The following is a 12,681-nucleotide window of genomic DNA, read 5'->3' as shown; positions in this document are numbered from 1 at the left end:
TTTGTGAGAGAAAATGCAAGAAGTATTATGAATGACTTTAAGCTCATATTTATCCTTATATAAAGGAAAGTAAAATAGTAAAAAATGTCCAAAAATAGGCAAATAGCTTGACTTATTTTGTGAAAAATGATTATAATCTTGCACCAAAAACATCAAATGGTGAGTTCTTTAAAGTAAGGAAAAATTATGGAAAGAATACGACTTAGGCTTAAAGCTTATGACCACAGAGTTCTTGATAGGTCAGTTGCGTCTATCATAGAGGCAGTAAAAAGGACAGGTTCAGAGATAAGGGGTCCAGTGCCGCTTCCTACAAAGAAAAAGCGATACACTGTTCTTCGTTCCCCTCATATAAATAAGGATTCTCGGGAGCAATTTGAAATCAGAGTGCATCATCGTATTATTGACATTATATCTGCTACTCCGGATACTGTAGATAGCCTCATGAAGCTTGACTTAGCACCAGAAGTAGATGTTGAAGTAATGTCTATGAGCAAGTAGGAAATATTTAGAGATTGAGGATTTGGGATATGGAATTTATAGTTGAAAAAATTGGTATGAGCCGCACAATAGGCACCAAGAGTGAGGCAGTAACACTTCTTCGCATTCTTGGAATGAAAGTGTGCGAAGTATATGCTAATGGCAAAGCCTTAGTAGCTTACCCACAGGGAAAAACATTCAATAAAGCCATTGCCGGACAGCAAAAAAAATACAATTTAAGTAAAGAATTTAATCGCTTTGCTACTCTCAAGGTAGGTAATAAAGAAGCGGGTGATATTGATATGGCTATCTTAAATGATGTCAAACGTGTGCAAGTAAGGCTAAAAACAAAGGGACGTGGTTTTAGTGGGGTAATGAAACGTTGGAACTTTCAAGGTGGTCCTGCCGCTCATGGAAGTAGATTCCATAGACGGGTGGGTTCTATTGGAAATCGTGAATGGCCTGGACGTGTCCAACCCGGTAAGAAAATGGCTGGACATTATGGACATGAAATGGTTAGCGTGAAAAATGATGTCCTATCTTTTGATAAAGAAAGTGCTATTTTAGTGCTTAAGGGTTCAGTCGCTGGGCATAATGGTGCATTTGGCAGAATACAAATTATAAAGTAAGGTAAGGTGGCATGAGTAAAGCAATTGTATTAAATGAGAAGTTTGCACAGAGCGGTGAGCTTACATTGCCTGATAGATATTCGCAAATAAAAGAGCATAATTTATATTTATATGTGAAGTCTTATCACGCATCACTAAGGGCAAATAATGCTAAGGTAAAAAAGCGAGGCGAAGTAAGCGGTGGTGGTAAAAAGCCATGGAATCAAAAAGGTGGCGGTCGTGCGCGTGCAGGAAGTATCACATCGCCTGTGTTTGTAGGTGGGGGTATCTCTCATGGACCAAGCAATAATAGGAACTATCAGCTTAAGGTAAATAAGAAACAAAAACGTTTAGCCCTAGAGTGTGCTTTGTATCAAAAGGCACAAGAGAAAGCTCTCTTTGTGGTAGATTCTCTAGCTATTCCTAGTGGTAAGACAAAAGATGCCTATGCGATGTTTAATGCCCTAAAACAGCGTAATACTTTGTTTGTTACACAATTGAGTGATGAGCAAACTTTCTTAGCTTTTAGAAATTTACAGCATTGCTATTTGGCTGATGCAAATGAACTTAATGCTTATCTTGTAGCAACGTTTCGTTCTGTTGTGATTGAAAAAGCTGTATTTGATGAAATCATAGCTGAGAAGAAAGGGGAGTAAAATGGCAGATATTACAGATATTAAGTCAATTCTCTACACTGAAAAGTCTCTTTCACTTCAAGAAAGTGGTGTATTGGTTGTGCAAACAGCGACACATGTGAGCAAAAATCAGCTTAAAGAGATTTTCAAAGAGTATTTTGGCATTACACCCTTGAAAGTAAATTCTTTACGTCAAGAAGGAAAGGTAAAACGTTTTAGGGGGAAGATTGGTCAAAGGGCATCATTTAAAAAATTTTATGTAAAGATACCAGAGGGCGCAAAGCTTGATGCGCTATCAGTGTAAGGAGTGAATATGGCAATCAAGACTTATAAACCTTATACCCCAAGCCGTAGATTTATGAGCAATTTAAGCTCAAATGACATTACGGGCAAGGCGAGTGTGAGAAGCTTGCTTATGAAGCTACCTGTAAGTGCAGGGCGGAACAATAATGGTCGTATTACAAGCCGTCATAAAGAAGGTGGTGCTAAGAGACTTTATAGAATTATTGACTTCAAACGTAATAAATTTAATGTGCAGGGTAAAGTAGCGGCAATAGAATATGACCCATACAGAAATTGTCGTATCGCTTTAATCCACTATGTTGATGGCGAAAAACGTTATATCATTCAGCCCAGTGGCTTAAAAGTAGGCGATAGTATATTTGCAGCAGAATCTGGACTAGATATAAAGATAGGTTTTGCTATGAAGCTTAAAAGTATCCCCATTGGGACAATTGTGCATAATATCGAAATGCATCCAGGTGCTGGTGGGCAGCTCGCTAGAAGTGCAGGAGCGAGTGCCCAAATTATGGGACGCGAAGGTAAGTATATTATTCTTAGAATGCCAAGTGGAGAAATGAGATATATTCTTGAGGAGTGTATGGCGACCATTGGTGTTGTGGGCAATGAAGATTTTATCAATATCTCTATTGGTAAAGCAGGACGCAATCGTCATCGTGGCATACGTCCGCAAACACGAGGAAGTGCAATGAATCCTGTTGATCACCCACATGGTGGTGGTGAAGGTAAAACAGGTTCAAGCGGACATCCTGTTTCTCCATGGGGAACACCGGCAAAAGGTTTTAAAACTCGTAAGAAAAAATCGAGTGATAGATTAATTATTTCAAGAAAGAAAAAATAAGGTAGGGAACTATGGCAAGGTCAATTAAAAAGGGTCCATTTGTTGATAAATATCTTATCAAAAAAGTTGAAAAAGCAAGGGAGGGTAAAGATAATAAGCCCATTAAAACATGGTCTAGACGAAGCACGGTTTTACCAGATATGATAGGACTTACGTTTAATGTACATAATGGTAGGGCTTTTATTCCTGTTTATATCACTGAAAATCATGTGGGGTATAAACTTGGTGAGTTTGCTCCTACACGTACCTTTAAAGGACATAAGGGAAGTGTCCAAAAGAAAATTGGTAAGTAAGGGGTAGGGCAATGAGTAAAGCATTATTAAAATATATTCGATTATCTCCAACTAAAGCGAGGCTTATTGCTAGGGAAGTGCAGGGTATGAATGCAGAAATCGCCATAGCAAGCTTGGAATTTACCCCCAATAAGGCTGCACGTATCATTTCAAAAGTCATTGCTTCAGCGGTCGCAAATGGCGGTTATGATGCACAAAATGTGTTCATTACTTCATGTCGTGTTGATGCTGGACCTGTTTTGAGACGTTTTATGCCTCGCGCTAAAGGAAGAGCTACTCCTATTCGTAAGCCAACAGCACATATTTTGGTAGAGGTAGATACGCAAAAGAAAGTGAAAAAAGTATCTAAAGACAAAGAGAGTAGTAAAGAGCTTAATGAACAAAACAAAAATACTCAAAAGAAACAAACAGCTGCTCAAACTGCTAAAAGTGTAGCTACTCCTACAGAGAAGCCAAGCAAGCCAAAAACGACAAAAACAACTAAGGCTGCTCCTGCAAAGCAAGCACAATCAAAGAAAAAAACTGAAGGTGAGGAAAAATAACAATGGGTCAAAAAGTTAATCCAATAGGTTTGAGATTAGGCATTAATCGCAATTGGTCTTCTCGATGGTTTTCAGTATCACAAGCGACTCCCTCAAATATTTTAGAAGATCATAAGATTCGTAAATTTTTAAAGCATGAGATGTATTATGCTGGAGTGAGTGAAATTATCATCGAACGTGCAGCTAATAAGATTCGTGTAACCGTTGTTGCATCTCGCCCAGGTCTTATCATTGGCAAAAAAGGTGTGGATATTGATAAACATAAAGATGCTTTAAGAAAAATACTTCATAAAGAGGTCTTTATTAACATTAAAGAAGCCAAACGTCCTCAAGCGAATGCACAGCTTGCGGCAGAAAATGTTGCAACTCAGCTTGAAAAACGTGTAGCCTTTAGACGTGCGATGAAGAAAATTATGCAAGGGGCAATGAAAGCTGGAGCAAAAGGCATTAAGGTAAAGGTTTCTGGTCGTTTGGCTGGTGCTGAAATGGCAAGGACAGAATGGTATATGGAAGGTCGTGTACCGCTTCATACACTTCGTGCGAAAATCGATTATGGTTTTGCAGAAGCAATGACCACATATGGAATCATCGGTGTCAAAGTTTGGATTTTTAGAGGTGAGGTATTACATAAAGGTATTTTACCTGAGAAAAAAGAAGAGGGTAAAGCCAATGATAAAGAGCGTTCAAAACTAAGAAGAGGGAGGCAATAATTATGTTGATGCCAAAAAGAACAAAATATAGAAAGCAAATGAAAGGTCGCAATAGGGGAAAATCTTTTCGTGGTGCGGCTTTGGCTTTCGGGGAGATTGGAATCAAGGCAGTTGAACATGGTCGAATTGATTCTCGTCAAATAGAATCTGCTCGTATTGCCATGACAAGACATATTAAAAGAGCAGGGAAAGTGTGGATTCGCGTATTCCCTGATAAGCCATTAACTGCAAAACCTCTTGAAACTAGAATGGGTAAAGGTAAGGGAGGCGTAGAAAAATGGGTGATGAACATTAAACCCGGTCGTATGATTTATGAAATGGCAGGCATTGATGAAGCTTTAGCAAGAGAAGCGTTGGCTTTAGCTCAAAGCAAGCTTCCTTTTAAGACTAAAATCATAACCAGTGAGAGTGAAAATGAAATTTATTGAATTAAAAGATAAGGATATTGCAGAATTGCAAAAAATGTTGAAGGAAAAAAAGTCGTTGCTATTTGAAAAAAAGCTGCAACTCAAAACGATGCAACTTACCAATCCAAGTGAAATTAAAAGTATTCGTAAGGATATTGCACGAATTAACACAGCCTTAAGTGCAAAGAAGGATTAGAGAATGAGTGAGAAACAAGCACATAAGAGAGTAATTCAGGGTAAGGTCGTCAGTAAAGCAGGCGATAAAAGTGTGGTGATATTAGTAGAACGTAAAGTCGTTCATGCAAAGTATCGCAAGATTGTTAAACGTTTTAAAAAATACACCATTCATGATGAAAATCATAGTGCTAAGATTGGTGATGTGGTGAGCGCAATTGAATGCAGACCAATTTCTAAAACAAAGGCTTTCACGCTTAAAGAAATTATTACCGCAGGAGTAGAGCTATGATACAGAGTTTTACAAGACTAAATGTTGCAGATAATAGTGGTGCTAAAGAAATTATGTGTATCAAAATTTTAGGCGGTAGTCATAGGAGATACGCACATGTAGGTGATGTGATTGTCGCATCAGTAAAGAAAGCCATTCCTAATGGAAAGGTTAAAAAAGGGCAGGTTGTCAAGGCAGTAGTCGTGAGAACAAAGAAAGAAATTCATCGCGAGAATGGTTCTTTGGTACGTTTTGATGATAATGCAGCAGTTATTCTTGATGCTAAAAGAGAACCCATCGGCACGAGAATTTTTGGACCAGTAAGTAGAGAAGTGCGATATGCAAATTTTATGAAAATAGTATCGTTAGCTCCGGAGGTGTTATAGTGGCAAAGTTTAAAATTAAAAAAGGTGATTTGGTGCAAGTGATTGCAGGTGATGATAAAGGTAAAAAAGCCAAAATATTGCAAGTATTGCCCAAAAAGCAACAGGTTATTGTCGAAGGTTGTAAGCTTGTGAAGAAAGCAATTAAGGTGAGTGATAAGAATCCAAAAGGAGGATTTTTATCTAAGGAAATGCCAATAGATATTTCAAATGTAAAAAAAGTTGAAGGAGATAACTGATGTTTGCTTTAAGAGAAAAGTATAAAAGTGAAATTATTCCTCAACTCAAAAATGACTTAGGTATCAAAAATCCCATGTTGCTACCTAAATTAGAAAAAATTGTTATTAGCGTTGGTGCGGGAGATTATGCAAAAGATTCTAAGATTATGCAAAATATCGCAGATACTATTTCCTTAATTGCCGGGCAAAAAGCGGTGATAACTTTAGCTAAAAAGTCTGTTGCAGGCTTTAAGATGCGTGAAGGTATGCCTATGGGCGTAAAAGTTACTCTTCGCGGCAAGATGATGTATAACTTTTTGGAAAAACTTATTGTTATTGCATTACCTCGTGTGAAAGATTTTAGAGGTGTAAAACGTAATGGCTTTGATGGCAGAGGAAATTACAGCTTTGGCTTGAATGAACAGCTTATGTTCCCTGAGGTTGTATATGATGATATTATGGTAACTCATGGTATGAATATTACACTTGTAACTTCTACCAATAGCGATAAAGAGGCGTTTAGACTACTTGAGCTTCTTGGCATACCTTTTGCGAAAGGACGATAAAATGGCAAAAAAATCAATTATTGCAAAGTCAAAAAGAAAAGCGAAATTTACTTCACGGGCATATACGAGATGTCAGGTTTGTGGCAGACCTCATTCTGTGTATCGTGATTTTGGTTTGTGTAGAGTGTGCTTACGGAAAATGGGTAATGAGGGATTGATACCCGGACTTCGCAAGGCAAGTTGGTAAGGAGAGAAAATGGTGAATGATATTATTGCAGATTCTTTGACAAGAATTCGTAATGCTTCTATGAGAAGATTAGAGGTTACTACTTTGTATTATGCAAAAATTGTTGTATCAGTTTTGGAAGTCTTTAAGATGAAGGGCTTTATTAAAGATTATAAGATCAATGACAAAGATGGCAAGCAGTCTATTATGGTTCAGCTTGCATATGATGAACGTGGCAAGAGTGTCATTAATGAAATTAAACGTATTAGCAAGCCTGGAAGACGTGTATATAAAGCACGCAATGAGCTCAAACGTTTTAAAAATGGGTATGGCACAATAGTGGTAAGCACAAGCAAGGGTGTTATTGCCAATGATGAGGCTTATCGAGCAAATGTCGGTGGCGAAGCACTTTGTAGTATATGGTAGGAGAAGAATATGTCAAGAGTTGGTAAAAAACCTATTAGTGTTCCAAAGGGTGTGGAAGTATCTGTGCAAGGGAGCAAGATTCTCTTCAAAGGTGCAAAAGAGCAAAAAGAGCTTGAAACTCATGGACGTGTCCAAATTGAGCTAAAAGATAGTGTTTTGAGTTTTGCGTGCATAGATTCCCAAGCTCAGTCTCGTGCGTATTGGGGGACTTATCGTGCATTAGCAAATAATATAGTGATAGGCTTGTCTCAAGGATTTAGTAAAACATTAGAGATTAATGGCGTTGGTTATAAAGCGAGTATTAGTGGTAAGAATCTTGAAATGGCATTGGGCTTTTCTCACCCAGTGATATATCCCATTCCTGCTGGTATTGAAATGAGTGTGGATAAAAATACTATTACCATTAAGGGTACGGATAAACAACAAGTTGGGCAGATTGCAGCTGAGATTCGCGAATTTAGACCCCCAGAACCTTATAAGGGTAAGGGCATTAAATATGCTGATGAAGTGATTGTGCGTAAAGCAGGTAAGACTTCTAAAAAATAACATGAGGTGCAAACTATGACAGAGAAAGTATTAAAGCGTAAGCAACTTCTTAGAAATAAAAGAAAGTTGCGCACAAGAGGTAAAATCTCAAGAGGTAGAATTCATGGTGTGGCAAATAAGCCTCGTATTAGTGTGTTTAAGTCTAATAAATATTTTTATGCACAGGCTATTAATGATGAATTAGGCGTAACGCTTGCAAGCATTGATGGTAAAAAGCTTGGTTTGGGCAATAATAAAGAAGATGCAAAAAAGATTGCCCAGGAGTTTGCTGCAGTATTAAAGAAAGCCAATCTTGTAGAGGTTGTTTTTGACAGAAATGGATACCTCTATCATGGTGTTGTGGCAGCGTTTGTTGATACCTTGCGTGAAAATGGCATAAAGTTATAATTAAAGGACATTGGTATGGAAATTAATCGAGAAGAATTTAGTGAAGTGGTTGTCAATATTGGTAGAGTTACAAAGGTCGTTAAAGGCGGGCGTAGATTTCGTTTTAATGCACTTGTGGTTGTGGGGAATAAAAATGGACTTGTTGGCTTTGGATTGGGCAAGGCAAAAGAAGTTCCAGATGCGATTAAAAAAGCCATTGATGATGCATTTAAAAATATCATTGAGGTGAATATTAAGGGCACAACGATTGCCCATGATATTGAGCATAAATATAATGCAAGTAGAATCTTACTTAAACCTGCAAGTGAGGGGACAGGTGTAATTGCCGGCGGTTCTACCCGCCCTGTTATAGAATTAGCAGGTATTAAGGATATTTTGACAAAATCACTCGGTTCCAATAATCCATATAATGTCGTACGTGCAACGATTAATGCTCTTGCACGAATTAAAGCTTAAGGAGAATTTATGCTAGAAAAAATCAAGCCAGCAAATGGGAGCATAAAAGATATTAAACGTGTAGGAAGAGGGCAAGGTAGTGGTATGGGTAAAACTTCTACTCGCGGTGGTAAAGGGCAAACTGCTCGTAGTGGCTACAAGGCAAAAAGAGGTTTTGAAGGTGGGCAGCAACCACTTCAAAGACGTTTGCCTAAAGTAGGTTTTACTTCACGCGTTCTTAAGCCTATTGTAATCAATGTAGATAAAGCAAAAATTTTTGAAACATTTACTGAAATCAATATGGATATATTGCGTGTTCATTTTAGTATTCCTAAGAATGCAAATCAGGTGAAACTCATTGGGAGTGGTGCAAAAGGATTGAGATCTAAGATTAAAGATGATCGCGTTACAACAAGTGGAAGCAAAGAATGACTAGAAGTATCATCAATAAGATTCTTATTACTCTTGCTTTTTTATTCGCATATAGGATTTTGGCGTATGTGCCTGTTCCGGGTGTGGATGTAAGCTTGATTAAAACATTTATTGACGATAATGCAAATAATGCTTTGGGGTTATTTAATATGTTTAGTGGCAATGCCGTTGAGCGTTTCAGCATTATTTCATTAGGTATTATGCCATATATCACAGCGTCCATTATTATGGAACTTCTTGCAGCCACTTTTCCTACTTTGGCTAAAATGAAAAAAGAGCGCGATGGTATGCAAAAATATATGCAGATTGTACGTTACGCCACCATTGCGATTACTATTATTCAAGCTGTAAGTGTCAGCATTGGACTTAATACAATGAGCACAGGAGCTATTAAGATAGACTTGAATCTTTTTATTGCGGTATCGGTGTTTTCAATGCTTACGGGCACAATGTTGCTTATGTGGATTGGTGAGCAAATTACACAACGTGGTGTAGGCAATGGCATTAGTCTTATTATTTTTGCAGGTATTGTTTCAGGCATTCCATCAAGCATAGGCAAAACATTCAATCTTGTTAATACAGGGCAGATTAATGTATTTATGCTTCTTATCCTCCTTGCGGTGATTATTCTAACCGTTGGGGTTATTATATATGTTGAGCTTGCTGAAAGGCGCATACCCGTATCTTATGCAAGAAAAGTTGTTATGCAAAATCAGAATAAACGTATAATGAACTATATTCCCGTAAAACTTAATTTAAGTGGTGTAATTCCGCCTATTTTTGCTTCTGCACTTCTTGTATTTCCATCAACTATTTTGCAGGCTTCATCTAATAGTATCATTCAAGCTGTTGCCGACATTTTAAGACCTGATGGTTATACCTATAATGCTCTTATGTTTGTTTTGGTGGTCTTTTTTGCTTATTTTTATGCCTCTATTGTTTTTAATGCTAAAGATATTGCTGATAATCTCAAAAGGCAGGGTGGTTTTATACCCGGCTTGCGCCCCGGAGAAGGCACGTCAAATTTTCTTAATAATGTTGCGAGTAATTTGACATTTTGGGGTGCGCTTTATTTGGCGCTTGTTTCTACATTACCATGGGTGCTTGTAAAATTTACAGGTGTGCCTTTTTATTTTGGTGGAACAGCAGTGTTGATTGTGGTGCAGGTGGCTATTGATACCATGAGGCGCATTGAAGCCCAAATTTATATGGGTAAATACCAAACTTTGAGTGCAGTAGGTCTTTAATGGGCATTAGCATTAAAAGCAAAAAGGATATAGAATCTCTGCGCATACCCAATAAAATAGTTGCCCAAACTCTGCAGCTTTTGTCTTCACACGCAAAAGAGGGGGTTTCTCTCCTTGAGCTTGATAAAATAGCTAAAGATTTTATTGTTTCACAAGGTGGAAGAGCAGCTTTTTATCAGCTTTATGGCTTTCCAAAATCTATTTGTACTTCCGTCAATGAGGTTATCATACATGGTATTCCAACAGAATACACCCTTAAAAATGGTGATATTTTGGGTATTGATATTGGTGTTGAGTATGGTGGTTGGTACGGCGATGCCGCAGTTACAATTGGTATTGGGCAAATAGATAAAAAAGATGAAGATTTGATTGATTGTGCTAAAAGTACTTTGTATGAGGCAATTTCTCAAATATCAGTTGGTATGCGTTTTAAGGAATTAAGCTCGATTTTAGAAAATGCAATTTTGAGACGTGGATTTGTCCCATTACGTGGATTTTGTGGTCATGGGATAGGGAGGGCACCACATGAAGAGCCAGAGATTCCCAATTACTTAGAAACTTCAAATCCCAAGCAAGGACCAAAAATTAAAGAGGGTATGGTTTTTTGTTTGGAGCCAATGATTGCTCAAAATAATGGAGAGCCTGTTATATTGAGTGATAAGTGGTCGGTTGTTGCTCAAGATTCTTTAAATGGCAGTCATTATGAGCACACAATTGCTATTGTTAATGGCAAGGCAGAGATTTTAACGGAGGTATAACAATGGCAAAAGATGATGTGATTGAAGTTGATGGTAAGGTCATAGAGGCTTTGCCAAATGCAACTTTTCGCGTACAACTTGAAAATGGGCATATAGTGCTTTGCCATATTGCGGGCAAAATGCGTATGCATTATATTAAAATACTACCGGGTGATATGGTAAAGATTGAACTTACACCTTATAGCCTTGATAAAGGAAGGATTACATATAGACACAAATAAGTGAGTATATGGTAAGAAACCTTACTCTGTAAGTAGTTTTTAATTTTTTTCTTGTATAATTAGCGGTTTTAACTTGTAGAAGTTAGACAATTCAAAGGAGTTAAGTATGAAAGTTCGACCTTCGGTCAAAAAAATGTGCGACAAATGCAAGGTTATTAAGCGTAAGGGTGTAGTTCGGGTGATTTGCTCAACTCCTAAACATAAACAAAGACAAGGATAAAAGATGGCTAGAATTGCTGGTGTAGATTTGCCAAAAAAGAAAAGAGTAGAATATGCTCTAACTTACATCTATGGTATAGGGCTTAAAAGCTCAAGAGATATTCTTAAAGCTGTAAATATTTCTTTTGATAAGCGAGTTTTTGATCTCAGCGAAGATGAAGTCTCATCTATTGCAAAAAAGATTCAAGAAAGCTATATGGTCGAAGGTGATCTTCGAAAAAAAGTAACAATGGATATTAAGGCGTTAATGGATTTGGGGAGTTATCGAGGCTTGCGACATAGAAAAGGACTGCCCGTTAGAGGACAGACCACGAAAAATAATGCTCGCACACGTAAGGGCAAGAAAAAAACCGTTGGTAGCAAATAAGGAGTGAGCAATGGCAAAAAAAAGCGTCGCTAAAAAGAAAAATATTAAAAAAAATATAGCACGAGGCATAGTATGCATTTCTGCATCATTTAACAATACAAATGTAACTGTTACTGATGAAATGGGCAATGTGCTTTGCTGGGCTACTGCTGGTGGATTAGGCTTTAAAGGAAGTAAAAAATCCACTCCTTATGCAGCACAACAAGCTGTAGAATCTGCAATGGAAAAAGCTAAAGAACATGGCATAAAAGAGGTTGGTATTAAAGTGCAAGGACCTGGCAGTGGTCGAGAAACAGCCGTAAAAAGTGTAGGTGCTATTGATGGTATTAAAGTTTTATGGTTAAAGGATATTACACCATTGCCACATAATGGATGTAGACCACCAAAAAGAAGAAGAGTGTAAGGGAGTTGATGTATGGCACGATATAGAGGACCAGTTGAAAAGTTAGAAAGACGATTTGGCGTATCTCTTGCGCTGAAGGGAGAGAGAAGACTAGCGGGTAAAAGTGCGCTTGATAAGCGACCATATGGACCGGGGCAGCATGGGCAAAAGCGCGGTAAGATTTCCGAGTATGGATTGCAGCTCCGTGAGAAACAAAAAGCTAAAATTATGTATGGTGTGAGCGAAAAGCAATTTCGCGCACTTTTTAAAGAAGCAAGTCGCCAAGAAGGGAATACAGGTGAAAATCTTGTGCGTATTATTGAGCAACGTTTAGATAATGTGGTATATCGTATGGGGTTTGCGACAACGAGGAGATTTGCTAGACAGCTTGTTACACATGGACATATTCTTGTAAATGGCAAACGTGTAGATATTCCCTCATATGTAGTCAAACCTGGTCAAAAAATTGAAATCAAAGAAAAGAGCAAAAATAATCCTCAAGTGTTACGTGCTATTGATTTAACAGCACAGACAGGTATTGTTCCTTGGGTAGATGTAGATAAAGATAAGAAATTTGGTATTTTTACACGTTTCCCAGAAAGAGAAGAGGTGGTTATACCTGTTGAGGAAAGACTCATAGTTGAGCTTTACTCTAAGTAAGACAAGGATG

General features: G+C 37.8%; 27 protein-coding genes. All 27 read left to right on the top strand.

Annotated features, from left to right (window positions below; genetic code table 11):
• Nucleotides 1-186 precede the first annotated feature (186 nt).
• Entirely contained in the window at nt 187-498 is a 312-nt protein-coding gene (gene rpsJ, locus CQA63_RS02880) for a 30S ribosomal protein S10 (RefSeq protein WP_034361487.1), read from the top strand.
• Between the two features lie 29 nt (nt 499-527).
• Nucleotides 528-1,106 (top strand): 50S ribosomal protein L3, encoded by a 579-nt coding sequence (gene rplC / locus CQA63_RS02875; protein WP_104699336.1) that lies wholly within the window; start codon nt 528-530, stop codon nt 1,104-1,106.
• Nucleotides 1,107-1,117: 11 nt separating this feature from the next.
• The gene (rplD, locus tag CQA63_RS02870; RefSeq protein WP_104699337.1) at nt 1,118-1,741 is read left to right on the top strand and encodes a 50S ribosomal protein L4; all 624 of its coding nucleotides are present in this window, start codon (nt 1,118-1,120) and stop codon (nt 1,739-1,741) included.
• Nucleotide 1,742: 1 nt separating this feature from the next.
• Nucleotides 1,743-2,024 carry a 50S ribosomal protein L23 gene (locus CQA63_RS02865; protein ID WP_104699338.1) on the top strand — a complete coding sequence of 94 codons (282 nt, stop codon included), beginning with the start codon at nt 1,743-1,745 and terminating at the stop codon, nt 2,022-2,024.
• A 9-nt stretch (nt 2,025-2,033) separates the two neighbouring features.
• Nucleotides 2,034-2,861, top strand: coding sequence for a 50S ribosomal protein L2 (rplB, locus tag CQA63_RS02860; protein WP_104699339.1), 828 nt, complete (start codon nt 2,034-2,036; stop codon nt 2,859-2,861).
• A gap of 11 nt (nt 2,862-2,872) precedes the next feature.
• Nucleotides 2,873-3,154, top strand: coding sequence for a 30S ribosomal protein S19 (gene rpsS, locus CQA63_RS02855; protein ID WP_104699340.1), 282 nt, complete (start codon nt 2,873-2,875; stop codon nt 3,152-3,154).
• 11 nt (nt 3,155-3,165) lie between these two features.
• Nucleotides 3,166-3,696 (top strand): 50S ribosomal protein L22, encoded by a 531-nt coding sequence (gene rplV / locus CQA63_RS02850; RefSeq protein ID WP_104699341.1) that lies wholly within the window; start codon nt 3,166-3,168, stop codon nt 3,694-3,696.
• A gap of 2 nt (nt 3,697-3,698) precedes the next feature.
• Nucleotides 3,699-4,406 carry a 30S ribosomal protein S3 gene (gene rpsC / locus CQA63_RS02845; protein ID WP_104699342.1) on the top strand — a complete coding sequence of 236 codons (708 nt, stop codon included), beginning with the start codon at nt 3,699-3,701 and terminating at the stop codon, nt 4,404-4,406.
• A gap of 2 nt (nt 4,407-4,408) precedes the next feature.
• On the top strand, nt 4,409-4,834 hold the full coding sequence (gene rplP, locus CQA63_RS02840) for a 50S ribosomal protein L16 (RefSeq protein ID WP_104699343.1): 426 nt from the start codon (nt 4,409-4,411) through the stop codon (nt 4,832-4,834).
• Nucleotides 4,821-5,009, top strand: coding sequence for a 50S ribosomal protein L29 (gene rpmC / locus CQA63_RS02835; RefSeq protein ID WP_199770675.1), 189 nt, complete (start codon nt 4,821-4,823; stop codon nt 5,007-5,009). Before rplP ends, rpmC begins: the two co-directional genes overlap by 14 nt.
• Before the next feature lie 3 nt (nt 5,010-5,012).
• Complete coding sequence (gene rpsQ, locus CQA63_RS02830) at nt 5,013-5,279, top strand: 30S ribosomal protein S17 (protein ID WP_104699345.1); 267 nt, start codon at nt 5,013-5,015, stop codon at nt 5,277-5,279.
• Entirely contained in the window at nt 5,276-5,644 is a 369-nt protein-coding gene (gene rplN, locus CQA63_RS02825) for a 50S ribosomal protein L14 (RefSeq protein ID WP_104699346.1), read from the top strand. The genes rpsQ and rplN overlap by 4 nt, the downstream gene beginning before the upstream one ends.
• On the top strand, nt 5,644-5,880 hold the full coding sequence (gene rplX / locus CQA63_RS02820) for a 50S ribosomal protein L24 (protein WP_104699347.1): 237 nt from the start codon (nt 5,644-5,646) through the stop codon (nt 5,878-5,880). The genes rplN and rplX overlap by 1 nt, the downstream gene beginning before the upstream one ends.
• A complete protein-coding gene (rplE, locus tag CQA63_RS02815; protein WP_104699348.1) occupies nt 5,880-6,425 on the top strand; it encodes a 50S ribosomal protein L5 in 546 nt (181 codons plus the stop codon). The genes rplX and rplE overlap by 1 nt, the downstream gene beginning before the upstream one ends.
• A 1-nt stretch (nt 6,426) precedes the next feature.
• Nucleotides 6,427-6,612, top strand: coding sequence for a type Z 30S ribosomal protein S14 (locus CQA63_RS02810; protein ID WP_104699349.1), 186 nt, complete (start codon nt 6,427-6,429; stop codon nt 6,610-6,612).
• A gap of 9 nt (nt 6,613-6,621) precedes the next feature.
• Complete coding sequence (gene rpsH, locus CQA63_RS02805; protein ID WP_104699350.1) at nt 6,622-7,017, top strand: 30S ribosomal protein S8; 396 nt, start codon at nt 6,622-6,624, stop codon at nt 7,015-7,017.
• Between the two features lie 9 nt (nt 7,018-7,026).
• On the top strand, nt 7,027-7,563 hold the full coding sequence (gene rplF, locus CQA63_RS02800; RefSeq protein WP_104699351.1) for a 50S ribosomal protein L6: 537 nt from the start codon (nt 7,027-7,029) through the stop codon (nt 7,561-7,563).
• A 15-nt stretch (nt 7,564-7,578) separates the two neighbouring features.
• Nucleotides 7,579-7,950, top strand: a complete 372-nt coding sequence (rplR, locus tag CQA63_RS02795; RefSeq protein WP_104699352.1) for a 50S ribosomal protein L18 — start codon at nt 7,579-7,581, stop codon at nt 7,948-7,950.
• Nucleotides 7,951-7,965: 15 nt separating this feature from the next.
• The gene (gene rpsE / locus CQA63_RS02790; RefSeq protein WP_104699353.1) at nt 7,966-8,406 is read left to right on the top strand and encodes a 30S ribosomal protein S5; all 441 of its coding nucleotides are present in this window, start codon (nt 7,966-7,968) and stop codon (nt 8,404-8,406) included.
• 9 nt (nt 8,407-8,415) lie between these two features.
• Nucleotides 8,416-8,817: a 50S ribosomal protein L15 gene (gene rplO / locus CQA63_RS02785; protein ID WP_104699354.1), complete on the top strand. Its 402-nt coding sequence runs from the start codon at nt 8,416-8,418 to the stop codon at nt 8,815-8,817.
• Nucleotides 8,814-10,064: a preprotein translocase subunit SecY gene (secY, locus tag CQA63_RS02780; RefSeq protein WP_104699355.1), complete on the top strand. Its 1,251-nt coding sequence runs from the start codon at nt 8,814-8,816 to the stop codon at nt 10,062-10,064. The genes rplO and secY overlap by 4 nt, the downstream gene beginning before the upstream one ends.
• Nucleotides 10,064-10,822 carry a type I methionyl aminopeptidase gene (gene map / locus CQA63_RS02775; RefSeq protein ID WP_104699356.1) on the top strand — a complete coding sequence of 253 codons (759 nt, stop codon included), beginning with the start codon at nt 10,064-10,066 and terminating at the stop codon, nt 10,820-10,822. Before secY ends, map begins: the two co-directional genes overlap by 1 nt.
• Before the next feature lie 2 nt (nt 10,823-10,824).
• On the top strand, nt 10,825-11,043 hold the full coding sequence (gene infA / locus CQA63_RS02770) for a translation initiation factor IF-1 (protein WP_011116239.1): 219 nt from the start codon (nt 10,825-10,827) through the stop codon (nt 11,041-11,043).
• A gap of 106 nt (nt 11,044-11,149) precedes the next feature.
• Nucleotides 11,150-11,263, top strand: a complete 114-nt coding sequence (gene rpmJ / locus CQA63_RS02765; protein ID WP_002956266.1) for a 50S ribosomal protein L36 — start codon at nt 11,150-11,152, stop codon at nt 11,261-11,263.
• Nucleotides 11,264-11,266: 3 nt separating this feature from the next.
• Nucleotides 11,267-11,629 (top strand): 30S ribosomal protein S13, encoded by a 363-nt coding sequence (gene rpsM, locus CQA63_RS02760; RefSeq protein WP_002956267.1) that lies wholly within the window; start codon nt 11,267-11,269, stop codon nt 11,627-11,629.
• Between the two features lie 10 nt (nt 11,630-11,639).
• Nucleotides 11,640-12,032, top strand: coding sequence for a 30S ribosomal protein S11 (gene rpsK / locus CQA63_RS02755; protein ID WP_104699357.1), 393 nt, complete (start codon nt 11,640-11,642; stop codon nt 12,030-12,032).
• A 12-nt stretch (nt 12,033-12,044) separates the two neighbouring features.
• Nucleotides 12,045-12,671 (top strand): 30S ribosomal protein S4, encoded by a 627-nt coding sequence (gene rpsD, locus CQA63_RS02750; protein WP_104699358.1) that lies wholly within the window; start codon nt 12,045-12,047, stop codon nt 12,669-12,671.
• Nucleotides 12,672-12,681 lie beyond the last annotated feature (10 nt).

The organism is Helicobacter marmotae (assembly GCF_003364255.1).
Lineage (GTDB): Bacteria > Campylobacterota > Campylobacteria > Campylobacterales > Helicobacteraceae > Helicobacter_C > Helicobacter_C marmotae.
The sequence above is the reverse complement of the archived record's forward strand: the minus strand, read 5'-3'. Positions and strand labels throughout refer to the sequence as shown.